Source organism: Pseudohalioglobus lutimaris, from assembly GCF_002866825.1.
Lineage (GTDB): Bacteria > Pseudomonadota > Gammaproteobacteria > Pseudomonadales > Halieaceae > Halioglobus > Halioglobus lutimaris.
The window spans coordinates 123,834-147,214 of the sequence record NZ_PKUS01000005.1 but is presented as its reverse complement, the minus strand read 5'-3'; the positions used below and the strand labels follow the sequence as shown (position 1 = coordinate 147,214).

21 protein-coding genes and 1 tRNA gene are annotated in these 23,381 nt (G+C 55.6%); 8 read left to right on the top strand and 14 right to left on the bottom strand.

The genetic code is table 11. The features are described from left to right. Positions 1–6: 6 nt before the first annotated feature. From C0039_RS06580 to C0039_RS06570, 3 genes are all read right to left on the bottom strand, one after another. Positions 7–957 carry a carbohydrate kinase family protein gene (locus tag C0039_RS06580; protein ID WP_101517625.1) on the bottom strand — a complete coding sequence of 317 codons (951 nt, stop codon included), beginning with the start codon at positions 955–957 and terminating at the stop codon, positions 7–9. A 135-nt stretch (positions 958–1,092) separates the two neighbouring features. Next, entirely contained in the window at positions 1,093–2,472 is a 1,380-nt protein-coding gene (locus C0039_RS06575; RefSeq protein WP_101517624.1) for an MFS transporter, read from the bottom strand. Positions 2,473–2,608: 136 nt separating this feature from the next. Next, the gene (locus C0039_RS06570) at positions 2,609–4,873 is read right to left on the bottom strand and encodes a TonB-dependent receptor domain-containing protein (protein WP_101517623.1); all 2,265 of its coding nucleotides are present in this window, start codon (positions 4,871–4,873) and stop codon (positions 2,609–2,611) included. A gap of 359 nt (positions 4,874–5,232) precedes the next feature. Here C0039_RS06570 and zwf point away from each other — a divergent pair, with 359 nt between their 5' ends. From zwf to edd, 3 genes are read left to right on the top strand one after another with little or no spacing between them, the layout of a single operon-like run. Further along, entirely contained in the window at positions 5,233–6,687 is a 1,455-nt protein-coding gene (gene zwf / locus C0039_RS06565; RefSeq protein WP_101517622.1) for a glucose-6-phosphate dehydrogenase, read from the top strand. Then, positions 6,680–7,363: a 6-phosphogluconolactonase gene (gene pgl, locus C0039_RS06560; protein WP_165787052.1), complete on the top strand. Its 684-nt coding sequence runs from the start codon at positions 6,680–6,682 to the stop codon at positions 7,361–7,363. Before zwf ends, pgl begins: the two co-directional genes overlap by 8 nt. After that, positions 7,360–9,177 carry a phosphogluconate dehydratase gene (gene edd / locus C0039_RS06555; RefSeq protein ID WP_101517620.1) on the top strand — a complete coding sequence of 606 codons (1,818 nt, stop codon included), beginning with the start codon at positions 7,360–7,362 and terminating at the stop codon, positions 9,175–9,177. The genes pgl and edd overlap by 4 nt, the downstream gene beginning before the upstream one ends. Here edd and C0039_RS21330 read toward each other — a convergent pair. The 3 genes from C0039_RS21330 to C0039_RS06535 all read right to left on the bottom strand — a co-directional run bounded on the left by C0039_RS21330 (position 9,167) and on the right by C0039_RS06535 (position 11,483). Beyond that, entirely contained in the window at positions 9,167–9,916 is a 750-nt protein-coding gene (locus C0039_RS21330; RefSeq protein WP_243391567.1) for a Fic family protein, read from the bottom strand. The genes edd and C0039_RS21330 overlap by 11 nt on opposite strands. Before the next feature lie 551 nt (positions 9,917–10,467). After that, a complete protein-coding gene (locus C0039_RS06540) occupies positions 10,468–11,031 on the bottom strand; it encodes a PIN domain-containing protein (RefSeq protein WP_207796385.1) in 564 nt (187 codons plus the stop codon). After that, on the bottom strand, positions 11,031–11,483 hold the full coding sequence (locus C0039_RS06535; RefSeq protein ID WP_101517618.1) for a helix-turn-helix domain-containing protein: 453 nt from the start codon (positions 11,481–11,483) through the stop codon (positions 11,031–11,033). Before C0039_RS06535 ends, C0039_RS06540 begins: the two co-directional genes overlap by 1 nt. A gap of 944 nt (positions 11,484–12,427) precedes the next feature. Between C0039_RS06535 and C0039_RS06530 the strand changes: the two genes are divergently transcribed. Next, positions 12,428–13,294, top strand: a complete 867-nt coding sequence (locus C0039_RS06530; protein ID WP_101517617.1) for a phage integrase N-terminal domain-containing protein — start codon at positions 12,428–12,430, stop codon at positions 13,292–13,294. 232 nt (positions 13,295–13,526) lie between these two features. Then, entirely contained in the window at positions 13,527–14,600 is a 1,074-nt protein-coding gene (locus tag C0039_RS06525; RefSeq protein WP_101517616.1) for a tyrosine-type recombinase/integrase, read from the top strand. 14 nt (positions 14,601–14,614) lie between these two features. Here the strand turns inward: C0039_RS06525 and C0039_RS06520 are convergent. The 8 genes from C0039_RS06520 to C0039_RS06485 all read right to left on the bottom strand — a co-directional run bounded on the left by C0039_RS06520 (position 14,615) and on the right by C0039_RS06485 (position 20,586). Next, a tRNA-Arg gene (locus C0039_RS06520) sits at positions 14,615–14,691 on the bottom strand. A 67-nt stretch (positions 14,692–14,758) separates the two neighbouring features. Then, the gene (locus C0039_RS06515) at positions 14,759–16,042 is read right to left on the bottom strand and encodes an acetyl-CoA hydrolase/transferase family protein (protein ID WP_101517615.1); all 1,284 of its coding nucleotides are present in this window, start codon (positions 16,040–16,042) and stop codon (positions 14,759–14,761) included. A gap of 102 nt (positions 16,043–16,144) precedes the next feature. Further along, positions 16,145–16,555, bottom strand: a complete 411-nt coding sequence (locus tag C0039_RS06510) for a hypothetical protein (RefSeq protein WP_101517614.1) — start codon at positions 16,553–16,555, stop codon at positions 16,145–16,147. A gap of 37 nt (positions 16,556–16,592) precedes the next feature. Then, positions 16,593–16,967: a hypothetical protein gene (locus C0039_RS06505; RefSeq protein WP_076001768.1), complete on the bottom strand. Its 375-nt coding sequence runs from the start codon at positions 16,965–16,967 to the stop codon at positions 16,593–16,595. A gap of 71 nt (positions 16,968–17,038) precedes the next feature. After that, complete coding sequence (locus C0039_RS06500; protein WP_076001769.1) at positions 17,039–17,461, bottom strand: PGPGW domain-containing protein; 423 nt, start codon at positions 17,459–17,461, stop codon at positions 17,039–17,041. Then, positions 17,458–18,405: an alpha-L-glutamate ligase-like protein gene (locus tag C0039_RS06495; protein ID WP_101517613.1), complete on the bottom strand. Its 948-nt coding sequence runs from the start codon at positions 18,403–18,405 to the stop codon at positions 17,458–17,460. The genes C0039_RS06500 and C0039_RS06495 overlap by 4 nt, the downstream gene beginning before the upstream one ends. Then, entirely contained in the window at positions 18,402–19,925 is a 1,524-nt protein-coding gene (locus C0039_RS06490) for an inactive transglutaminase family protein (protein ID WP_198171683.1), read from the bottom strand. Before C0039_RS06490 ends, C0039_RS06495 begins: the two co-directional genes overlap by 4 nt. 7 nt (positions 19,926–19,932) lie before the next feature. Continuing rightward, positions 19,933–20,586, bottom strand: coding sequence for an ATP-dependent zinc protease family protein (locus C0039_RS06485; protein ID WP_076001771.1), 654 nt, complete (start codon positions 20,584–20,586; stop codon positions 19,933–19,935). 164 nt (positions 20,587–20,750) lie between these two features. Here C0039_RS06485 and C0039_RS06480 point away from each other — a divergent pair, with 164 nt between their 5' ends. From C0039_RS06480 to C0039_RS06470, 3 genes are all read left to right on the top strand, one after another. After that, positions 20,751–21,071, top strand: a complete 321-nt coding sequence (locus C0039_RS06480; RefSeq protein ID WP_076001772.1) for a DUF4124 domain-containing protein — start codon at positions 20,751–20,753, stop codon at positions 21,069–21,071. 83 nt (positions 21,072–21,154) lie between these two features. Then, on the top strand, positions 21,155–22,183 hold the full coding sequence (tdh, locus tag C0039_RS06475) for an L-threonine 3-dehydrogenase (protein ID WP_076001773.1): 1,029 nt from the start codon (positions 21,155–21,157) through the stop codon (positions 22,181–22,183). A gap of 7 nt (positions 22,184–22,190) precedes the next feature. Further along, positions 22,191–23,375, top strand: a complete 1,185-nt coding sequence (locus C0039_RS06470) for a glycine C-acetyltransferase (RefSeq protein WP_076001774.1) — start codon at positions 22,191–22,193, stop codon at positions 23,373–23,375. Positions 23,376–23,381 lie beyond the last annotated feature (6 nt).

Here is a 23,381-nt window from a genome sequence, read left to right as displayed (position 1 = left end):
TATGCCCTATTCGGGTTCAGCCGCGGCCATATACTCGCTGACTTCCTCATGTGTGGGAGGCGAACAACCAGCACGGGACACATTAATGGCGGCCGCAGCGCATGCGAATTTCAGTGCCGTTCCCAGCGATTTAACAGGAATTTCAGCGAGTTCATTCAACAGATCGCCGCTTCGGGACAGATACGCAAGAAATGCCGAGTGGAAGGTGTCACCCGCCCCAACCGTATCGACCACATTTGGCACCCGGTACGAGCCCTGTGCAACCCGGCCACTGTTGCTGTAGACAACCGCACCACCACCACCTTCTGTCAGCACCAGCACCCCGCCATTCATTTCTTCATAGACCAGTTCGGCACTGCGTCTCGTATCGCCACTCAAACCCAGCGCCATCAGGTCCTCGTCACTCGCTTTGATAATATCTGCAGATTTCAGCAGAGAGCGCACCCCATCCAGGTACCTCTGCCTATCAATGCTCGCGCGAATACGTATATTAATATCAATACTGATCAGGACTCCCCTCTCGCGCAAAAAATCAAACACGTTACGGATTTTAGGCAGCTGACTAGGTGTGATGGCCAATGAACCGGTATGGAAAACACGTAGACTCTCTGGAAGATTCGCTACAATTTCTTCATAGCTTGTGTCTTTATCAGCGATTCCCTCCCGGTACAGACGATAGGAGGGATGGCCCTCCCTGTTGAGTGTTACCAGGGCGAGAGAAGTAGGCCAAAGCGATCGCCGCTGCAATGGCAGATTGACACCTTCGCCCAACAGCGACTCACGTAACTGGTCGCCAAAGCGGTCATCTGACAATGAACAAAGGTAACTGACATCAATACCCTGCCTGGCGAGACCTATAGACACATTGTACGGCGACCCCCCAAGGTGGGGCCTGTACGCACCATCATCACCGGCTATAAAGTCGATCAATGCCTCACCCAGCACGGCGATTTTCATGGCAGCCACTCCTCTGATTCAGCGGGGATTCGAACGATTGTGTTGCTCTCGATATACTATTGCAATCGATTGCATCCAGTCAATCAACCCAACAAATATTTTCTATGTATCAGTATTTTTGGCTCTGGAGGGTATTCATACTCCTGAACGACGCTGGTGAAGGTCTCGCTCTACAATGGCAATAGCTGCCTTATCAATCCTGTAAAAGACCATAAGCAAGCCACCCGCCAGGAAAAAGACGGCTGGAAGCGCGTTGAACATCAGGCGAATACCACTCAAAGCCTGCTCACTCTGCGCTTCATTGGCGACGAAGCCATACCATGCCAGCATAAATCCGGGGAGCGCCCCTCCAACTGCCGAGCCAAACTTGAGGGAAAACATTGACGCTGACACGGTGAGGCCCGCAGTCTGCTTCCCCGTTTTCCACTCACCATACTCGGCGCAGTCTGTGTACATTGAAAAGAGCAATGTAATGATGACACCAAAAGTCATGACCCCGAAGCTGTGCACCACCGTAATCAACGCGAACTCCTCGCGCGGAATGACATAGCACACACCAAGTAGTACAGCGTGAAACAGATTCATTACTATCACCAGGTGATGCTTTTCAAAACGCCTGGCCAACATCGGAGTCATCAGTGCCCCGATCAACTGCCCTATCAGGCCACAGGAAGTCAGTATCGCCGTGGCATCAAATATAAGGAATGAACGGGACCCGTCCTCACCGAGGTAGTATTTCAGGTAGAAGACGATGGATGCAAATCGAGCGATCAATCCGATCACCACCAGGATACCGGTCATCACCAGAATGACCCATGAACGATTCTGTAGTAATGCAGAAAAGTCATCGCGAATACTCGAGTCGTGCTTTACGGGTGTAACCCGCTCGCGGGTCGTGGCAAAGGTAATCCAGAATACCAGCACCGAAAGCACCGCAAAGAGAATAATAGTTAGTCGAAAGCCTAACAATTCATCATCACCGCCCAACAAATGCACCAGGGGGGTAGCAAAAGCGCCAACACAGAGCGTGCCTAGTGAAGCAAAAACAAAGCGAAATTGTGTCGCTTTGGTCCGCTCTTCAGAAACAGGAGAAATAACAGCTAGCAGGGCCGAATAAGGGACATTTATTGCCGTATAGGCCAGCATAACTAATGTATAGGTCACGTAAGCATAGATAAGTTTTCCCGTTGCCGAAAAGTCAGGCCCAAGAAACAGCAGATAACCTAAAAGAGCATAGGGTATCGCAACCCATAGCAGGTAGGGCCGATACCGCCCCCAACGCGATGACGTACGGTCCGCGATCAAACCCATTGCCGGGTCGCTGATAGCATCCACAATCTTGGTTACCAGCAACATCGTAGCGGCAGCCGAGGGAGAAATACCGAACACATCGGTATAGTAGTACAGCAGGAACAAGCCAAAAAAACCCATATAGAAATTGGAGGCCATATCTCCAAGACCGTAACCTACCTTTTCACGAAATGACAAAGGCGCTGTATTGGACTTATTCTTCATGCGATAGCCTCGTTTTCTCTATTGACCTGGTTTGGCTCTGCAATAAGCAGCTCTCTACTAAACCCTGACGGGGAACTAACTGACGGTGAAAAAAAAGCCGGGCAAAAATGCCCGGCCAAACTCTTCACAGAACCTATCAGAAGTCGTACTTGAGTGTCAGTGAAGTGGTCCGTCCATTAATTGGGCGTATTCTCACGTAATCACCCGGTGCGGCAGAACCTTCCTCACCCTCGGTAAAACCCTCCTCGTCAAACAAGTTGTTGACGTTCAAAGCGAGACTGATGTTGTCATTAAACATATAGTTGAAAAACACGCTGGTGGTAATGTATCCGTCAAACTTGAGATCGTTGTTATCCTGAACATAGACCTCATCGGTGCCAAAGATGCTTACGCCTGCATCCCAGTTTTCCGCAATATAGTAAGGCGTGATATTGAAGAGGTAGTCCGCCTGGCGGCGGGGCTTATTGCCTTCGTTCACACCGTCACCGGTTTTCTTAATCTCGGAATCGGTAAACGTGGCATTAGCCCTGATGCCAAAACCGTTACCCATATCGTAGCTGCCCTCCACTTCAATACCGGACGCATCGTAGGTATTTTCTATGAAGTTCTGCGTGGTAACTTCAAATTCACGTGCTTCAGTGGTCTCAGCTGTAAAGTAGGTGACGTAAAACGACGCGTTATCACCCTCATACTTGAAACCGATCTCCGCTTGCTCAACTTCACTAAAGCCGGAGTCATTGAACATATCACCGTCTTCCTGAATGCTGCCGGTTACACGGTCAGGGGAAGACAGGCTGCCACCCTCGGAAATATTACCGAATACTGCCATATTCTCGCCGATGGCATAGTTTACGCCAACAGACCAGGCATCATAGTCAATATCGTAATCGGCGTTCCGGGAGTCACCAATGGTGGGAACCTCCTGCTCATTTTGACCAATCACACCATCACGATTCACATCCAAGGGCGTGACCACTGGACTCTCTGCAAAGGTGCCATCGACATCGTACCGGTTATCTCGATAACTCGCGTCCCAGCTGAGATTATTTCCGATCTGCCCAGTCACGGCGATATAAGGAGCAGTTCCATCGATCTCAAAATCGTACTCTCGGCTACAGCAGTTTCCAAACGCCGGGTTGCTATAGAGCACGCCATCAACTGAATCACCCTGGTCAAACGTGGTCAGGTTGCCATCGAGGCGACGATAGTACTGGTTGAAGTTCCAGGTAGTGGCGAGATTTTGTGATGCAAACGCCACACCGATCCTAGCCTGAATACTATCGAAATCAGCGGATAGGTTGATGTCGGAAAAATCGTTATCCTCGTCATTTGACTTGGTGTTGAAGTAGACGATTTCTACCGACGGTCCAGCTTCACCATCATCATAGACCGCGGCCGGAAAAGGGGAGGCAAAATTACCTTCAATAGCGGCAGTTCTATACTTGATGTTGGCGCTAAAAGTTTCGTTAAAGTCGAAGGTTCCATCAAATGCGATCGACGTCATCTCCGCCTGGAAACTGTCACCACCCACACAATCGATCTTGTTTCCTTGCCTGGGGGCACAGTCAACCGTATCCAGGAACAGGGTGCCGTCAGAAAAATCTACGCCCGCTTCACGAAAGCTGCCCGATCCCTTGGCAATTGCGGGGATAGGCAGATAAGTCGGCACCTCATCATCCAGGTGCTTGAAGTGTACTTTGACACTGCCTCGATCGAAGTCTCTGGCAACAGTCGCCTTGATCTGGTAGCCCTCTTCAATTCCTTCTTCACGTACACCCTCGCCATCGCGATAGAAACCGCCGACGTGGTAGGTCCAGTCTCCTGCGAGCGTACCACCGTAATTGGCATCCAGGCGCACACTGTCGTAGTCCAGGCCACTGGTTACACCTATAGAACCACCTTCTTGCTCACCGGTTTTGGATATAAAGTTGATTACACCGCCAGGCGCATTCCAGGCCGTTGTCGCCGCTGTACCACCACGAATGGACTGCACGCTGCCCACTGTAGTATCCATACGCAACCAGCTGTCAGCGGTAGCAAACGACGCATCACCAACCAGTAACATGGGAAAACCGTCTTCCTGAATAGACACATAGCGAGAACCGCCGGAACTGATCGGCATACCGCGTACCTTGATGTTGGCGTTCGCATCACCGGAAGAGGACTCCGCATGGATACCCGGCAGCGCACGGAAAACTTCAGCGGTTGAACGCGGGGCTGCCTCCAACACTTCTTCGGCCGTCAATGCCGTAACCGATGCAGTGGACTCAAGCTTTGATGTGGCCTTGAGAACACCAGTCACTATGACCTCCTCAAGCACGCCCTCTTGCGCAACTGCGCCACCAGCCAAAGAAAGGCTGTACAGGCTTATCATTGCGGGCAGAATTTTACGTTTAATCATTTCAGGGCCTCCATCAAGGCATAATTTATATTATTTGAATCAGGTTTCACCGCACATTATTTTTTTCTGTGTCATCACGCCCAGCGTTTTGGTCCTGCTTGCACGGCTCTAGCTATATTAATAGCGCAAAATGCAATCGGTTGCAAGAAATTATTGCAACCGAGTGCATTTTTATATTGCAATCGATTGCATCTCTCTTCAGACCTTCTTATACTCATCACATCGCAACAAAGGAACATGCCCTGGTACAAATATAGAGACACATTCGGCATCGAGCCTGTCCTTCAGGCTCGTTGTATACCAGAGATACCGGCAAGGGTAGGCCTATTTTACGGGTTTTAGATTTGGGAGTAATTTACATGCGTCAGTTGGTCGATCTGGTTATATTCGGAGGCACCGGGGATTTGTCCACCCGTAAGTTGCTCCCCTCCCTTTTCCAGTTACACCGCCACAACCTGGCTGATCGCTTGCGCCGGATTGTTGCCACTGGCCGTGTAGAGATGAAAACCTCGGTCTTTCGCGATGAGGTTCGGCAAAACCTGAAACAATTTCTCCCCGGTGGCAGTTGGGACGAGAGTGTTTGGGCAACATTTTGTGACAGACTGCACTACTGCAAGGTAGAGGCAGATGACCCTGACGATTACCGGGAACTTTCGCGTTTGCTCGGCGAGGGCGAGGCACCAGGACGGCTGTATTACCTGGCAACCCTACCGTCCCTCTATGGTGAGATCTGCCGGCAATTACAGGGGGCGGGCACTGTCAACGACGCCAGCCGGGTCGTCCTGGAAAAACCCCTGGGCCACGACCTCGAATCCTGTCGGGCAATCAACGAACAGGTGGGCCAGGTTTTTGAGGAAGAGGCCACCTTTCGCATCGACCACTATCTGGGCAAGGAAACAGTACAGAACCTGCTCGCGTTACGCTTTGGCAACCAACTATTCCACCCCATGTGGAACAACACCTTCATTGATAACGTACAAATAACTGTGGCAGAGGAAATCGGTGTGGCCGGTCGCGGCAGCTATTACGCCGACACCGGTGCACTGCGTGACATGGTACAGAACCACTTGTTGCAGGTACTATCGCTGGTTGCCATGGAACCCCCCGCCAGCCTGAAGGCAGCTGACATTCGCGATGAGAAAATGAAGGTGTTGCGCTGCCTGGAGCCCATCGCGCTGGACAACGTCAAGGAACGCACCGTACGCGGTCGCTATGCGGCGGGAGCAGTCAGTGGAAAAGCTGTAAGGGGCTTTCTCGACGAGGACGCCTTCCATGACGCCCAAGACACAGAGACCTATGTCGCACTCAAGGCCAGCATCCATAACTGGCGCTGGGCAGGCGTGCCATTTTACCTGCGAACCGGCAAACGCCTGAGCAGCCGGTATTCGGAAATTGTCATCGAGTACCGCCGGCAACCCTTCTCTTTGTTTGCCAACGACCCTCAAGAGCTCACCAATAAGTTGGTTATCCATCTGCAACCGGAGGAGAGTATCAGCCTTCACACGGTGAACAAGAAACCCGGGCTAGCCAGCAAACTCAAATTGAAGCCCGTGGAACTGCACCTGACCGACGACTCCCAGAATAAACAAGACAGTTATGACGCCTACGAGCGCCTGTTGCTGGACGCCATTCACGGGGACCAGACCCTGTTTATGCGTCGCGATGAAGTGGAAACCGCCTGGCACTGGGTAGATTCGATCATCAATGCCTGGCAGGAAAATGGCACGCCGATTAAATCCTACAACGCGGGCACCATGGGCCCCAATGCTGCCACGGCCCTCATAGCGGTGGATGGGCGTCACTGGCATGAGTAAGTTCCACCAATTTGATAGCCGGGAGGCCCTGGACCAGGCCCTGGCGAGCCATGTCGCGCTGCAGCTGCGTGCGGACCTCAATCGACGTGGCCTGGCCAGTCTGGCAGTCTCTGGTGGCAGTACGCCAAAGGGGATGTTCGCCTGTCTTGCGCAGGAGAAATTGGACTGGAACAAGGTATACATCACCCTCGTAGATGAACGCTGGGTGGAAACAGACAGCGACGATTCCAATGAACGCCTGGTGCGGGAAAACCTATTGCATGGCCCTGCGGGCAGCGCCCGGTTTGTCAGCATGAAAACTCAGCACGAGGACGCCAACGACGCCCTGGCGGAGCTTACCGCCAGGCTGGAAAGTATTCCCCTTCCTTTCTCCTGTGTGATATTGGGCATGGGTAGCGACGGTCATACTGCATCCTGGTTCCCCCAGGCAATCAATCTCGCAGAACTGCTGGACCCGACATCAGAAGAACGGCTGGGCACTTGCCAGCCGGTCACAGCACCGCATCAGCGCATCACCCTGACCCTCCCTGTGGTTTTGGCCGCCGGCGAGATCATCCTGCACGTTACGGGGCAGGAGAAACGCACTGTATTGGCGGACGCGACCAAAAAACACTACCCCATCTCCGCAATCACCGCACAGCACGACAATCCCGCAAGCCTCTGGTGGACCCCATGAAAACCGATCCCCGACTCACAGCAATTACCCAGCGCATCATTGATCGCAGCGCGGATACCCGCGCTGACTACCTCACCCGCATGGAGGCCCAGCGGGCCCGCGGACCATTGCGGGGCGGCCTTTCCTGCTCCAACCTGGCACACGGTTTTGCCGCCTGTAGCGCCGACGACAAGCAGGCACTGACATTACTCGAGGCCGCTAACATAGGCATCGTCAATGCCTATAACGATATGCTCTCCGCCCACCAGCCTCTGGAAAACTACCCCGCCCTGATTAAAGAGGCGGCACATTCCATGGGTTGCACCGCCCAGGTTGCCGGGGGCGTACCCGCGATGTGCGACGGCGTGACCCAGGGGACCCCTGGTATGGAACTGAGCCTGTTCAGCCGCGATATCATTGCCGGCGCCACCGCCATTGCCCTTTCCCACAATATGTTCGACGGTGTCCTCTGCCTGGGTGTTTGCGACAAAATTGTCCCCGGACTGCTGATCGGTGCCCTCTCCTTCGGCCACCTGCCGGTGATTTTTGCCCCGGCTGGCCCCATGAGTTCAGGTCTGTCCAACAAGGAAAAGGCCGCTGTGCGCCAGCAGTTCGCCGAGGGCAAGGTGGGTCGCGACAAGCTACTGGAAGCAGAATCCGCCGCCTACCACGGCGAAGGCACCTGCACCTTCTACGGTACCGCCAACAGTAACCAGATGCTGATGGAAGTGATGGGTATTCACATTCCCGGGGCTGCCTTCGAACCCCCGGGCACGGCACTGCGCGACGAACTGACCCGTGGCGCTGCCGAGCGACTCTGCAGAATCACAGCACTAGGCAGGGACTATACGCCCCTGGCCAGCATTGTAGATGAGAAATGCCTCGTCAACGCCATCGTCGCCCTGCTGGCCACCGGGGGGTCCACCAACCACAGCATCCACTGGATCGCCATCGCCCGCGCGGCGGGTGTAATCATCGACTGGCAGGACTTCAGTGATCTGTCCGCGATTACCCCCCTCGTGGCGCGGGTCTACCCCAACGGCAGTGCCGATGTGAACCACTTCCACGCAGCGGGCGGTAGCGCCTATGTCATTCGTACACTGCTGGATAACGGCCTGCTACACGAGGACGTGAACACCAACTGGGGCGAAGGGCTGCGCCACTACACTCGCGAGCCCAGACTGATAGATCAGGCACTCAAGCACGTGGACGGCGTTACTGTAAGTGGAGATCCAGAGGTGCTGCGACCCGCCGATACCCCCTTTGACGCCGAGGGTGGCCTGCGCCTGCTAACCGGCAACCTGGGACGCTGCGTGATAAAGACATCCGCGGTCGCAGCCGAACACCAGGTAGTGCAGGCCCCTGCCCGGGTGTTCGAAGATCAGCACCAACTGCAACAGGCCTTCGACAATGGCGAGCTCGAGCAGGATGTGATCGTAGTGGTACGCTTCCAGGGCCCCTCCGCGAACGGCATGCCGGAACTACACAAACTGACGCCCTATCTGGGCATTCTGCAAGACCGTGGACACAAGGTCGCACTGGTTACGGACGGGCGCATGTCCGGCGCCTCTGGCAAGGTGCCCGCAGCTATCCACCTCACACCGGAGGCACTGACCGACGGCCCAATTGGTAAAATTCAAGACGGCGACATGCTGCGCCTTGACGCAATTGCGGGGACCTTGAGTTGCCTGGTGCCACAGGAAGAGTGGGCGGAGAGAGGTCAGGCGAAACTTTCATCCAGGGAAGCCGATCACGGTACTGGGCGGGAACTATTTGGCCATATGCGCCTCGCTGTCAACGAGGCCGAGCTGGGTGCCACCGTCTTTAAAATATAGGTCCCTGATCGGTGCGGGTATTGCTATACCGGGCCGGGAGTTGCACCGGATAGGGTAGCTCGGCTTTACCCAGCCTTGTGCGATGATTCCAGAGATATTCATCAATAAAGTAAATTACCCGATATTCACTCTTTTCCCCGAGCCGATTGCAACGGGCTGTCACCGCCTCAGCATGTGATCGAATGCAGTTCCCTGGTGGCCACCCGGGGAATGTTGATGGAAAGTGACTGGGCCGCGTTACTGTCAGCCAGGCAGGTGGAGGTAGAAGTATGTTTCGGCCTGCTGGCAGTAAGCACCCAGCACTTGTAGGGCACCGGCACGACATCGGCAGCACGATACCCGAGGCAAAACCAGCCTTAGCAAGTACTTCATGGATCAGATAGCGATGAATGCGCCCATTGCCATCCATGAATGGGTGGATAAATACAAAGCCGAAGGCAATGATGGCCGCGTAGACCACAGGATCAAATAGGGGCTGACCTGTTTCATCCCAGCCCTGTACATTCCCCGAATCGATAACTTCACGGGCTTTAGTCGCCGTGTCGAGCAATCCCTGCAACAAAGTTGGCAGGTCTTCGGGACGAGCTGGCACAAAATCCACCTGTTGGCGCTCACCCAGGTCTTCTCCTATCCAGTTCTGCTGATGTCGCCAGCTAAACTCGTGGTCCCGCGCAAAGCTGGAGTTCTTAGCCGTAATTACTATGGCAAGGAGAACGACAATTCGATCACCATGACCCACAAAGGTGAGTCAAGCATGAGGAGTGTTTGGTTCATCAATCAGCGCAAAGTGTCTATGTATTCATGAAATAGCGGACAGCCAAAAGCCAACCCACTACGCCGTCAACTTAGTCAGAGAATTCAACTTTATTGACACGCTGTGTCTACCAATCGATTTAGTAGACGTCACCTGGCTGCACGCCCACACCAATGAGGCATCTTTTGGCATCGACTGTCTCACAGGGCATGCCCATATGAGACCGCCGAATTTTGCTTAACGAATGCCTTATTTAAACTAAATTTGGATATTTAGAACAGATTCTCACTGGGTTTAGATCCTGCCAGATCCCCAGACCATGGTCACCAGGTCGCCGTCGCTCACCGAAATCAAACCAAAAAGATATCATCTTATTCAAGAATCACCTTACCCGCCTGAGCCGAGGGAAATGACTGTCAATTAGATCCCGGGATCGCCATGAATGGACACTCACAGCCCACTATTTGATTTAGTCGACTGTCATTTTTTTAGATAGACTGGATTTAGAAGGTGCGATGCTCTCTTAACATCCCAAACTATATCAGTTCAGAAAACTCCCTCAGAAGATCTGCAGTAACCGGCAATCCCCGGGATGCGAGTGTTTCCAGATATTCCTTCTGACTCATCCTCGGGTTTTTCAATCGCGCTCTTATTCGTTTGACCGCAGTTATTACTACTCCCGGGCTGAGGCCATACTGATGCTCGATAAATTCATCGGGGTGCATCGCCTCAATGCCATAGGGATCCAAGGCATCGGCCGGAAAGTCCTTCAGGTTACTGGTGACAATAATCTGGGCATTGCACTTGATCGCGGCGGCAAGCACATGCCGATCATTGGCGTCTGGAAGTTTTAAGCCATCGATTAAGGGCTCGAAGTTTTTCACCAGCGAATCAGGCACGGCCTCATTCATAAGTCGCCGGGTGTTATGCAACCTTTCTTCTAATTCGGGGCGAGACCTCAGTAAACCCCGAATCCATTCATCGTGGATCGCTTCTGTCCACTTGGCAGCAAACAACTCCGAGATGGCCAGTTCCAACAGTAAATCACGCAGCGGCGCCGGGTACAGCACACAGGCATCATATATAACAATAAAACTCATCAGTAACCCAGGTTATCTTCCTGAGCCTGTCTGACCAACTCGTCCATTGCCCGGTCGCTCTGCTCCCTGCAGTTCTTCTTATAAGCCATCAGATCTTCAAACCGAATACGCCGATGGGTCCCGACCCTGGTGAAGCCTAACTCACCCCGCTCCAGCAGTTTCACCAGATAAGGTCGGGAAACATTGAGAATATCTGCAGCCTGCTGGGTCGTCATTTCGGCATGCATGGGCACAACGGTCACAGCATTCCCCTGGGCCATATCTGCCAGCAGATCCCTCAGCAAGATCAATGCCTGGCGGGGCAGGATGAGGTCATGCCCGTCCATCTTGATACTCGCACGATCAGATTCAGGCATTTCATTCAAAAGTTGGCTGAGTTCCGCCGCGCTAGCCCTGGCAAGTTGTGTCGCCTCACTATCTGGTAAACGTTCATATTCATTCGCTGTATTCATAACTAATCTACCCGTATTTCTATGCTGTCCGGGAGCAAAGGTACACTCCTCACGAGGTTTGCCCTATGGAATATATTCGAAATAAACGAAATAAGCAAATTAAACGAAATGACTCAATAGCCTGAATTGGTGTAGGAACCCACGTCACTACCACGCGAAGCAGGTAGTGACGTGGGTCGCGCGATATTTACCTACGGTGCTTGCGGGACTAGGGATTGGTCTCCGTATAAAGGACTGTTTCCACTGGAACCACTCCAAAAAGTGCCGAATTTGGTCCATTTGCAGGGCCGAATCCGGTCTTGGTGACGCAATGGCGCAATTCACAACGATCAGAAGACAAACAAAGCACCAAAAATCTGTTAAAAACCACCCCAGCTTGAGGTCGAATACCCTGTGACAGCCACATTACGTGTTCGTATAGTAGGTCGCTGCCACTGCGCTTAAAGTGGCAAGGAAGCCCCCACCTTGCGCAAGCAAACGGGGTAGGCAGAATCTGGATGTTTTAGAATCTGCCGAACGCGTCAGTCGGGCCATTTTGACGCAGCGGTCATTGATGATCGGGTCCATCTTCACACTATTGCAGTACCGCTTCGTCTGGGTACCGCGCCTTCAAATCTCTCCCACTTTTTAGTGGGATCTGTTCCATAACCGCTGTTGAAATCCGGTCATGTTTGACCGGGCTGTTTGACAGTCTCTTCAACCACGCAAACGCACTGGCGGTCATTGTGTTCTGCTTTTTTAAAACGGAGGTAATCCAACCCCAGCCTCAGGCTGGATAACCGTTGGTTTGCACGGGCCAGTTTTCTTGCGAAAACACACCGTGCTATCTATGGCCAGACACATTCAGGTCAATCGGGATTGGTGTCCCATGATCGTACCGCCTAGCGGACCTGCGCAGCATTGTTGCCAGGTGATCAGAAACACTCACCTACGGATGCAACACTATGCGAGACCTGAACTACCAACTGAAATTGTTATGCAAGCACAGCCACGAAGGCAGCTTCGAAACCCGAGTGGGCCGAGAGCGCCAGTTGAGCGCCATCGCCAATCAGTTACACGACCTGGGCTTCCGACAATTAAAGGCTACTTCCCTGAAGCAAAAACATGTGAAGGCCTTAGTGGAGCATTGGTTGGAACAGAAACTCTCCCCCGGCACCATCAAGAACCGCATGAGCTGTTTGCGCTGGTGGGCGGAGAAGGTGAACAAACGGGCTGTGGTAGCCGGCAGTAACGATTTCTATGGGGTACCCGACCGGCAGTTTGTGTCCGAGCAGAGCAAGGCGAAAGACCTGGCCGAGGGACAACTCGCCCAGGTCAGGGATGAACATGTAAGAATGAGCCTGCGCTTGCAACAGGCCTTTGGGCTCAGACGGGAAGAAGCCCTGAAGATTCAACCCCGCTGGGCGGATCGGGGCAAGTACCTGCATCTCAAGGCCAGCTGGACCAAGGGCGGGCGGGAACGCACCGTGCCTATTCGCAACACAGAGCAGCGAGCTTTACTGGAGCAGTCAAAACAATTGGCTGGCTTGGGTTCCCTGATCCCCGGTGGCCGACAATACATAGAGCAGCTCAGAATCTACGAGCGGCACACCGCCAATGCTGGCCTGTCAAAAATGCACGGCCTGCGCCATGCCTACGCCCAACAGCGGTACCAGGAACTCACCGGCTGGCCCTCGCCCCATACAGGCGGACCGACCAGAGAGCAAATGACCGAGGCGCAGCGGCAATCCGATCAGGAGGCGCGGCTGACTATCAGTGCAGAAATCGGACACCGGCGGGAGCAGATTACCGCAGTGTACCTGGGCCGGTAATTCCCTTAATGACCACGATAAATCGCCCCCCTACTCCCACGTTGCAGCCCCCTACCATTCGGGGTCTGAACGAAGCGCAGGCCGCCGCCTACGTGGGGCTGGGTGTCACACTGTTTCGAGCGGTGGGCCCAGCCCCCATCCGGGTACGCCACCGCAATATCTGGGACCGACTTGACCTGGACGCCTGGCTTGAAGAGTATAAGCAACGAGGGCGGGCCAAGGAGGTAAATCTATGGCCCGAGAAAGAGGACTCTATCAGCGTAAAGACTCACCCTACTGGTGGATCGACGTTGTCTTGCCAGACGGACGCCGACTATGCCAGAGCACTAGGCTTCGAGATCGAGACGCTGCCACCGAGTTCCTGATCCGCCTCAAAGCAGACGCATACAATGCCAAGCACAAACCACTACAGCCTGATCGTAGTTGGAAGGAGGCCGTGCTGCGCTATGTGGGTGAGTTGGATAATGACAACCGCCGCATCGCCACGCGCGACCATCTACGGCAACTGGACCCCTTTCTTGCAGAGTTCACACTCAACAAGATCAACATGGAGTCACTACGGCCGTTTATGCGCCACCGCAAGGAAGTGGACGGCGTGTCCAATGCCACGGTAAACCGGGCACTGGAAATTGTGCGACGCATTTTGCACCTGGCACGGGATGAGTGGGAATGGCTGGACAGCTTCCCCCGCATCCGGATGTTACGAGAACCGAAGTGCCGTGTGCGCTTTCTCTCTCGCCAGGAGGCGGATGCTCTGCTGGAGGCACTACCGGTGCATTTGCACCCTGTGGTGGCCTATGGGCTGGCCACTGGCTGCCGGATGGGCGAAATCCTTAACCTGGAATGGAACCGGGTGGATTTCGACCGTCGTGTGGCCTGGCTGGATCATGGCACCACCAAAAATGGCGACGGCCGTGGCATCCCTCTAAACAGCGATGCCATCCTCGCCCTCAGGGCGGTCAAAGGACATCACGACCGCTGGTGTTTTACGTATCGGGGTAAGCGCATGGATCGCGTGGGCTCTGGTTTTAAACGTGCACTCAAGCGTGTGGGCATCACGGACTTTCGGTTCCATGACCTGCGCCACACCTGGGCCAGTTGGCATGTGACCAACGGCACGTCGTTACAGGAGTTAATGGAACTGGGTGGCTGGAAGTCGTATGAGATGGTGTTGCGCTATGCGCATTTGGCACCGGATCATTTGAGCCATGCCGCAGCGAGAATCGAACGGGTGCTGGAGATCGTAGAGCCAAACTCTACGAAAACTCTACGTTTTTCTGGGGAGCAAACTCACGCGAATGCGTAAGTCCTTGAAAGATTTGGCGCGCCTGGCACGATTCGAACGTGCGACCGCCTGGTTCGTAGCCAGGTACTCTATCCAGCTGAGCTACAGGCGCGTTGAGGGGCGGTACTATAGGGAGTAAGGCCGCCCTAGTCAAGCCTGAAAAGGCTGCTTTCTCAGGCTCAAATAGCCAGCCCCAGGTCGTCCCTGGCCGCTCTGGACAGTATCTCCCGATAGTCCGGATGAGCAATGTTAATCAGGTCCCTGGCGCGCTCCGCGATGGACCGGCCGCGCAACTCGGCGATGCCATACTCGGTGACCACATAGTCGACCGCAGCGCGCGTGGTGACCACGCCAGCGCCACGCTCCAGCGCTGGCACCAGCCGACTCAAAGCACCGTGCTTCGCCGTGGAGGGAAGTGCGATAATTGATTTTCCATGATCGGAAAACGTGGCACCCAGCACAAAGTCCACCTGCCCACCTACCCCGGAATAGATCTTGTGCCCCATTGAGTCAGCGCAAACCTGACCGGTAAGGTCTATTTGAATCGCGCTGTTAATCGAGGTGACCTGGGGATTTTTAGCAATCACTACCGGATTGTTGACAAACTCAATGTCGAGAAAAGTCACCTCGGGGTTATCGTCGACGAAACGGTAAAGACGCTCGCTGCCCATAACGAAACCGGTCACGGTGCGCCCGCGCGCAATCTTCTTGTTGTCGTTGGTAATGACACCCGCTTCAATCAGGTCCAGAACGCCGTCTGAGAACATCTCCGTATGCACACCGAGGTCACGTCTGTCATGTAGAAAGGACAGGGCCGCGTCAGGGATGGCGCCTATGCCCATTTGCAGGCAGTCGCCGTCGCGTACACGACTGGAAACAATCTCACCAATGCGCTGTTCCACATCGCTGATCTCCCCATGTTCCAGTGTGATCAGCGGCGTTTCTTCCACGTAGGCGAAAGCGATATCGCGGAGATTGATAAAGCTGTCACCGTGGGTGCGCGGCATATTCGGGTTCATATGCGCGATGATTCGCCCGGCTACATCGCAGGCCGCGGCCGTGGCTTCCACCGATATGCCCAGCGAACAATTACCGTGCTGATCCGGCGTGGAAACCTGTACCAGGGCGGTATCCACCCGCTGGTGTCCCCGACGGAACTCCTTGGGAATCTCCGAGAGAAACATCGGCACATAATCCGCCCTGCCCTCGTTTATCAGCTGACGCGTCGTTTTACCGGCAAAAAAACAGCGGTTGCGCAGGCGCCCTTCCAGTTCCGGGTCGGCAATCGCTTCGGCGTGTTCAAGATGCAACTGCATCATGGTGACATTGCTGAGTGACCTGGCGTGAACCGCCAGGGCTTCCAGCAAGACGGTGGGCGTAGCGGCCATGGAATGGCACCACACGTTTTCCCCTGACTGAATCGCACTCACGGCTTCCAGCGCAGTATCGGTGAACTGTGGCACGGTTACTACCTCAAGGAATAAACGGCAATCTTATGTCGCCACTGTGGCAACGTAAATAAGGCAAGTGCCCCGTATAGCCAGGGCAGCGGTGAATACAAGGATCTATTCTTCGCGAACAAAGCCCGGGCTGGAGTTCAGGTACAGGCGAATAGGCCAGTCGCCCTTGCCAAGGTGAATAATCAGCCCGTAGTTGTCCTGGTCATAATCATCCAGCCACTGGTAGCGGATTTTCATCGGCTCCCCGGGCTCCGGTTTCTCCGGTGCGCGGGCAACCACAACCACTTCCTCGATGGTGTCCGGGTGGGATATGGATGTCTTGGGCACTGCCAGGGTCACTGTTCGCTCGCCTGCGGCGTCCTCTGGCTGGATATCCCTGAGTTGCACACCTATCGCCTGCCCCTTGTGGCCCCGCACCAGTTCTATCCAGTCCGACTGCAGCGACGTGCCTTCCTCTGCCACTACCGCCATGGATGCCAGGGCAAGCGCCCCCAGAAGGGTTGTGTGCTTTTTCATCAGTCTACCTAGTTTGCAGTTTAAAGAATCGCCGCGGTCAGCTCTCATGCTCGATAATAACCCCGGACCTGGGTTGTGCCAGTTCCTGACTCGCGTGCGAGGACAGCCAGAGTGCACGCAGCAAGTTAACGGCCGCCATGCTCAGGTGCTGTTCCGCGGCCTGCAGGGCGAGACCGGCCGCCTGCGCCTTCTGTTCACCACTGAGATGGCCGGCCTTCTGGTTCATCTCCGCGTCTACCCCGGCTATAACCGCCTGAAGTTCCCGGGCCGCCTCATCAGAAGCCTGGCGCAATTCGGCGGTGAAGCGCTGGAACTGCGCCGGTGACATGCTCACGGCCCTGGCGCTGCGCCAGGTCAGGCGCGCGGGCATGGTGGCGAGGTCGACAGCCATAGCAATCATTTTACCGATCATCACAAATCCCCATCTAGCCTGAAGTAAAGATTATAAGCGCAGCCGGGCCGGGTGCCCAGTACTGGCTGCATTCACTTGTTGGGGGGATCAAACGGCGGGCGGCCCTGTCGCTCGCGAAACCAGTTGAGTGCATGCATGACGCTCTCACGGGATACCAGCGCCCTCTCCAACCGGTATTTTCCGGGAAAGTTCATCAGTAAAAGCCCGGCCAGCAAGGTAAGCAGGCCCTGCCCCGGTGTGAACAGCATGAGCAATCCCAGCAGCACTAACAGCGCACCCATCAGGTTCTTGATGACGATAAACAACCATTGACTGGCGCCGCCCACTTGTTCACGCAAGGGGTGCCGTTTGGGTTCATTGAAATAATGGGACGGCAGGCGCGAGATCACAAATGGAACAATCACGATTACAGCAAGCAAGGTTCCCAGAGAGAGAGCCGTTCCCCAGATAAGCAGTTCAGGCAGTGCCTGCTCCAGCCAGGCTGGCAAGCTCATTCACCGAAGCGCTGTCTTGCCAGGGCAATCCGTGCGTGGTGTTCATCGGTCTGCTCTGCAATTTCAGCTGCAATCGCCAGGCGTTCTCGCAGTCCCGCCTGGTTGGCAACCTGGATAGCCAGCCCCGGTCGGGCATTGAGTTCCAGCAGCATGGGGCCGCGTACCTTGTCCAGCACCACATCAGCACCGATATATTGCAGGCCCGTCATCTCCACGCAACTGGCCGCCATATCCAGAACCCGCTCCCAGTGGGGAATCGCCAGTGTCTTGAAGCAGGCACCAGTATCGGGATGTGTCTCTACCAGTTGGCCGTGCTGAACCGCGCGCACCGCAGTCCCTGTCCCCACGTTCAGGCCAACTCCAACAGCACCCTGGTGCAGGTTGGCCTTGCCGTCTGAGTCATGGGTAGCGCAGCGCATCATTGCCATCACCGGCACGCCCCTGAACGCGATGACGCGGATGTCGGGCACACCCTCATAGCTGTACTGGGCAAGGCAGGGGTCGAAGTCGATCAAGGCTTCAATCATGGCAATGTCGTTACGCCCCCCCAGACTGTGCAGTCCGGCGAGAACGTTAGAGACATGCCGACGCACGTCCGACGCCGTAATCTCTTGCCCACTGGACTTGATATAGCGGTCACCATTGCGTCCTACCACCACCAGTATTCCCTTGCCACCGCTACCCTGGGCGGGTTTGATTACAAAACTGGCCAGCGACTCCAGCTTGGCAGCCACGTCACGGACCTCGTACTGGTACTCCACCACACCATAGAGCTCAGGTACAGGCAGCCCGCGCTCTTTTGCGGCACGCTTGGTCTCCAGCTTGTTATCGACCAGGGGGTAGAACCGGCGCGGGTTGAACTTGCCGATATAGCCGACATTGCGCTCATTCATTCCCATGATGCCCTGGCGCCTGAGCGCCGCAGGTGAGGCCAGCAACCTCACTGCGATCTTCCCAGGTTGCGAAATCGATACAGCTCGCTAAGCCTGTAGCCAGTGTACTTGCCCAACAGCAGAATCACGCCAAGCAGACTCAAGGTCAGCTCCGGGAAATTAAACGTGAGATGACCCACCAGCTTGCTGGACATGGCCGCATAGGCCAGCACTGCAACCAGAAGGCTGCCACCGCCCTGCACCAGCACTTCGTGGGGGCCCTCTTCTTCCCAGAGAATGGACATGCGCTCGATGGTCCAGGCCAGGATAATCGTCGGGAAATAGGTGACCGAGAGCACCTGGTCCAGGCCGAGGCGATAGCTGGCAATGGCCAGTGCCGCCATCAGGAAAATAACCACAATCACCACCGCTGATATTCGCGACACCAGCAACAGGTTCATATGGCTGAGCCACGAGCGAATCACCAGGCCGGCGCTGACCAGCCCCAGGAAAATCGCCAGGCCCAGCCACAGCGTGGTCTGCATGAACGCCAGGGCAATAAGGATGGGCATAAAGGTACCCGATGTACTGACGCCGACCAGCAGGCGCATGATCACCACTACCAGCGCTGCTACGGGTATCAACAGCAGGCCCTTGAACACGCCCTGTTGCTCTACTGGCAGGGAGTAAATCGAGAAGTCCAACAACGCGAACTGCTCTGCCTGCTCCTCCATTACCGCTACGGTGCGCGCCGGCAGGCTGTTGCTGACCAGGGCAAACTCCAGTCGGGAGTCGCGGGCACCCACAACACTGAGAACTTCCTGACCACGTCGCTGCCAGATAAAAAAGTCCGCAGGCAACCCGGATTGGGCAGTGACGGGATCGAACACCACCCATTCCTTACCGTTGTGGATCTCCACCAGAGCGGACAGCGTCTGTCGCCGGCGTCCATCCTCCAGCAGTATGCCGCGTATTTCATAGGCGGGAATGCCGGCACGCCCCAGCACCGCCAGGATTACCTTGTGCGGTTCCTCCTCCCAGGTGCTGAGCAGGAACTCGGCATCCGGGTCGGTGGACCCCGGCAATAAAGACTGGATCAAAAGTGCGGTAAAACGCTCGGGGCTGGAAGACTTGGCAGACAGCACTTCAATGAGGCGATCCACCGCGACGGCCTGATCTTTTTCCAGCATCGGTTCAACGGCAGGTCGCGCAGACTTGTCCTCCAGGGCCTGATTGCTGAGCCGATAGGCCTGCACCTTGTAGTACAGCGTGGTGGGCTGCTCCAGCGCACTGCGCGTCCACACTGCCCAGCGTTTGTCGCCATCCTCGCGAATACCGAAGCCAAAGCCCGATGACGCAAAATGTTCGTCCAGCACTTCCCACCCCGCCTGACCCTGGGGCAGCTTCAATTCGACCTCCACAGGCCCTTCTCCCGGGGTGAAGCTGACTTTGCCCTCTATCGTCCATACATCCCGGTATTCGCCAGGAATCAATGGGAAACCCAGCGCCAGTACTTTGTACAGCATCAGGCCAAGCCCGATCAGTACCAGGCATCCGGAGAGAATCTCAATGCGTGTTCGGGAAGAAATCATGTATATCCTATTGGCCCTGCGTATACCGACGGCTGACGTCAACAATTACAGTATCGACCAGGAAGTTGCGCCCAACCAGTAACGGGTATTCAAAATCTTCCCGGTCAGACAGGTTGACATCAATGCGCGAACGGGTCCCGGCCAGGGTAATCCACATGCGCACCACATAACGGCGCTCCGGATCTCCCTCCTTCTGTTTGATCAGCACCCGCCGACGCAGGCGCAGCTCCTGTTCGACCAGTTGCTCTGCATCATCCAACAGGGAGAAGCGGACATAGCGTTTGCCATCCTTTTCTACCAGCTGGATATTCTCTGCATGTATGGAAGTGGTTTCCGCGCCGGTGTCGATACGCGCATCCATCTCCATGCCGGCAGGCTCCACCAGAACCCTCTCCAGCGCACCCACAATAGGCAGGTGCATCTTGCCGGCGGTAGTTGCCATGGGCGGCAGCGGCGCCGGCACCTCAACAATTTTCTCTACCACTTCCGGATCGGGACACTGCAGGACCTCGCAGGGCGCACAGGGCTCGGGTTCAGGGCAACTGGCCCCGGAATCCACTGCTGGCGGCGCTACGGCCACCTCCGGCAGGGTTTCGGTGGTGGTACAACCGACAATAGTCAGGCAGAGCAAGAACAGGGCGACGTGGTGGTAACATTTCATAGGCTGGGGCTTGGGGTTCTTCCTTGGCATGTGCAGATAGCGTTACAAACAGCTGTTTTTGTTGGTTACAGGGCAGTTTCTGTTAAAAAGTCCGGTTTTCGGTAGACGTCCTCTCACAGCTACCCCTAGTGTAGACCATTCAGTGAAACATACGGACGTTTAAAATGCACAAGTGCGTCGCCGGGATGCTGTTTTCGGCCATCATTTTCCTGAGCGCGGCGCATGCCAGCGCAGGGGTTGTGATGTGCACAGACCCTGTTACCGGCAAGAAAACTTTCACCGACAAGGGTTGCCCGAAATCCGGCAGTGGCAAGACCGTAAAAATAGACCCCACCAACTTCGGTGACGGCACACTCAGGAGCCGGGAAGCAGGTGCCTGGAAGAGCGACCGGGACGACAGCATTTCCGGCCGTGACAATCTGCGCAGAGAACCGCGTCGCGCCAATACCCCCCACCCCAGCGGATACCTCCCCTCGGGCTCCTGACCTGCAGCTGTTTTTCGACCAATCCTCAACTCCCGGGGCATTTACGTCTAGAATGCAGGCACCGCATTGTGGAAAACGATCCAATGAAAGCACTTGTCAAAAAGAGCGCAGGCCAGGGAATCTGGCTTGAAGACGTTGCAGAGCCTGAACCGGGCATTAACGACGTACTTATCAAGGTAAAGCGTACCGCCATCTGCGGCACCGACATGCACATTTACAACTGGGATGCCTGGGCGCAAAAGACCATTCCCGTGCCCATGGTCGTGGGGCATGAATTCGTTGGCGAAGTGGTCGCTGTGGGCTCCAACGTCAACGACTTCCATGCCGGCCAGATCGTCTCCGGTGAAGGACACGTGGTCTGCGGTCGCTGTCGTAACTGCATGGCTGGCCGCCGCCATCTCTGCAGCCAGACATCCGGCATTGGAGTGGACCGCCCCGGCGCATTTGCACAGTACCTCACCCTGCCTATGTCCAATGTATGGGAGCATACACCGGGTATCGACCTGGACGTGGCCGCGCTGTTCGACCCCTTCGGCAACGCCGTGCACACGGCACTGCAGTTTGATCTGCTTGGCGAGGACGTACTGATTACTGGCGCAGGGCCGATTGGCGCCATGGCCGCCGCCGTATGCAGGCACGCCGGCGCCCGCCATGTGGTGATCACCGATGTGATTGATTCGCGACTGGAGCGTGCGCGGGCACTGGGTGCGACCCGCTCGGTGAACGTGAGTCGCGAACGTATCGCCGACGTACAACGGGAACTGGGGATGAGCGAGGGCTTTGACGTGGGCCTGGAAATGTCGGGCAACGCCCAGGCCTTTAACGAACTGATCGACAACATGTGCCACGGTGGCAAGGTGTCGATACTGGGCATTCCCGCTGAAAATACCGCTATTGACTGGAACAAGGTAATCTTCAATATGCTGACGCTGAAAGGTATATACGGCAGAGAGATGTATGAAACCTGGTACAAGATGTCGGTAATGATCGACTCCGGCCTGGACATCTCACCCGTTATCACCCATCGCCTGCCTTTCACTGAATTTCAGCAGGGCTTTGATGTGATGAACAGTGGCGAGGCGAGCAAGGTCATTCTGGACTGGGAGGCGTAAGCACGATATGTACGACAGATTCCGTGAACACCTGGCGACTGAGCTTGAGCAAATAGAGCAGGCGGGGCTGACCAAGCACGAGCGCCTGATTACCACGCCACAGGGCACCCATGTCGGCGTCAGCAGCGGCGAGGTGCTCAATCTGTGCGCCAACAACTACCTGGGGCTGGCGCAGCACCCGGAGGTTAATGCTGCGGCAGCCCGGGGGTTACAGGACTGGGGCTATGGAATGGCATCGGTGCGGTTCATCTGCGGCACCCAAACCCTGCACAAGCAACTGGAGCAAAAGCTGAGCGGGTTCCTGGGTACAGAGGACACCATACTTTACCCCTCGTGCTTTGATGCCAATGGCGGTCTGTTTGAAACCCTCCTGGGCGCTGAAGACGCGGTGATTTCCGACGAGTTGAATCACGCGTCCATCATCGACGGAGTACGCCTGAGCAAGGCCCAGCGCTACCGTTACCGCAACAATGACATGGCCGATCTGGAGTCGCAGCTGCAGGCTGCAGATTCCGCCGGTGCGCGTTTCAAGCTCATTACCACTGACGGCGTATTCTCCATGGACGGATATATCGCCCGCCTGGACGAAATCTGCGACCTCGCAGAAAAGTACCGTGCGCTGGTGCACTTCGACGACTGCCACGCCACCGGCTTCATTGGCGAAGGCGGACGCGGCACTCATGAACTGCTCGCTTGCATGGACCGGGTAGACATCATTACCGGCACACTTGGCAAAGCGCTGGGCGGTGCCTCGGGCGGCTACACTTCCGCGCCTGCAGCAGTTGTTGAACTGCTGCGCCAGCGGTCCAGGCCTTACCTGTTCTCCAATACTGTGGCGCCGCCGGTTGTTGCCGGGGCAATAAAAGCCATCGAGCTGGTGAGCGAATCGCCGGCCCTGCGCGAACGCCTGCGGCACAACACCGCGGTGTTTCGTGAGGGAATGGAAAAACTGGGTTTTGAACTGCTCCCGGGAGAACACCCCATCGTGCCGGTAATGCTGCATGACGCGGCAACTGCGGCCCGGTTTGCCGATGCCATGCTCGCCAGGGGCGTGTACGTCGTCGCCTTTTCTTTCCCCGTGGTACCCCGCGGCAAGGCCCGTATTCGCACCCAGATGTCTGCGGCTCTCAGTGACGATGACCTGGAGCGGGCACTGGAAGCATTTGCAGCGGTCAGGGCAGAGCTAGGCTGACGGAAA

Bases quoted from the DNA above. Each gene is read 5' to 3' on its own strand.
- C0039_RS06470 (WP_076001774.1), top strand. From the start codon at position 22,191: ATGTACGACAGATTCCGTGAACACCTGGCGACTGAGCTTGAGCAAATA.
- C0039_RS06540 (WP_207796385.1), bottom strand. From the start codon at position 11,031: ATGAGTTTTATTGTTATATATGATGCCTGTGTGCTGTACCCGGCGCCG.
- edd (WP_101517620.1), top strand. From the start codon at position 7,360: ATGAAAACCGATCCCCGACTCACAGCAATTACCCAGCGCATCATTGAT.
- C0039_RS06485 (WP_076001771.1), bottom strand. From the start codon at position 20,586: ATGAAATGTTACCACCACGTCGCCCTGTTCTTGCTCTGCCTGACTATT.
- C0039_RS06480 (WP_076001772.1), top strand. From the start codon at position 20,751: ATGCACAAGTGCGTCGCCGGGATGCTGTTTTCGGCCATCATTTTCCTG.
- C0039_RS06575 (WP_101517624.1), bottom strand. From the start codon at position 2,472: ATGAAGAATAAGTCCAATACAGCGCCTTTGTCATTTCGTGAAAAGGTA.
- C0039_RS06490 (WP_198171683.1), bottom strand. From the start codon at position 19,925: ATGATTTCTTCCCGAACACGCATTGAGATTCTCTCCGGATGCCTGGTA.
- C0039_RS06525 (WP_101517616.1), top strand. From the start codon at position 13,527: ATGGCCCGAGAAAGAGGACTCTATCAGCGTAAAGACTCACCCTACTGG.
- tdh (WP_076001773.1), top strand. From the start codon at position 21,155: ATGAAAGCACTTGTCAAAAAGAGCGCAGGCCAGGGAATCTGGCTTGAA.
- C0039_RS06570 (WP_101517623.1), bottom strand. From the start codon at position 4,873: ATGATTAAACGTAAAATTCTGCCCGCAATGATAAGCCTGTACAGCCTT.
- C0039_RS06510 (WP_101517614.1), bottom strand. From the start codon at position 16,555: ATGAAAAAGCACACAACCCTTCTGGGGGCGCTTGCCCTGGCATCCATG.
- C0039_RS06530 (WP_101517617.1), top strand. From the start codon at position 12,428: ATGCGAGACCTGAACTACCAACTGAAATTGTTATGCAAGCACAGCCAC.
- C0039_RS06580 (WP_101517625.1), bottom strand. From the start codon at position 957: ATGAAAATCGCCGTGCTGGGTGAGGCATTGATCGACTTTATAGCCGGT.
- C0039_RS06505 (WP_076001768.1), bottom strand. From the start codon at position 16,967: ATGATCGGTAAAATGATTGCTATGGCTGTCGACCTCGCCACCATGCCC.
- pgl (WP_165787052.1), top strand. From the start codon at position 6,680: ATGAGTAAGTTCCACCAATTTGATAGCCGGGAGGCCCTGGACCAGGCC.
- C0039_RS06500 (WP_076001769.1), bottom strand. From the start codon at position 17,461: ATGAGCTTGCCAGCCTGGCTGGAGCAGGCACTGCCTGAACTGCTTATC.
- zwf (WP_101517622.1), top strand. From the start codon at position 5,233: ATGCGTCAGTTGGTCGATCTGGTTATATTCGGAGGCACCGGGGATTTG.
- C0039_RS06535 (WP_101517618.1), bottom strand. From the start codon at position 11,483: ATGAATACAGCGAATGAATATGAACGTTTACCAGATAGTGAGGCGACA.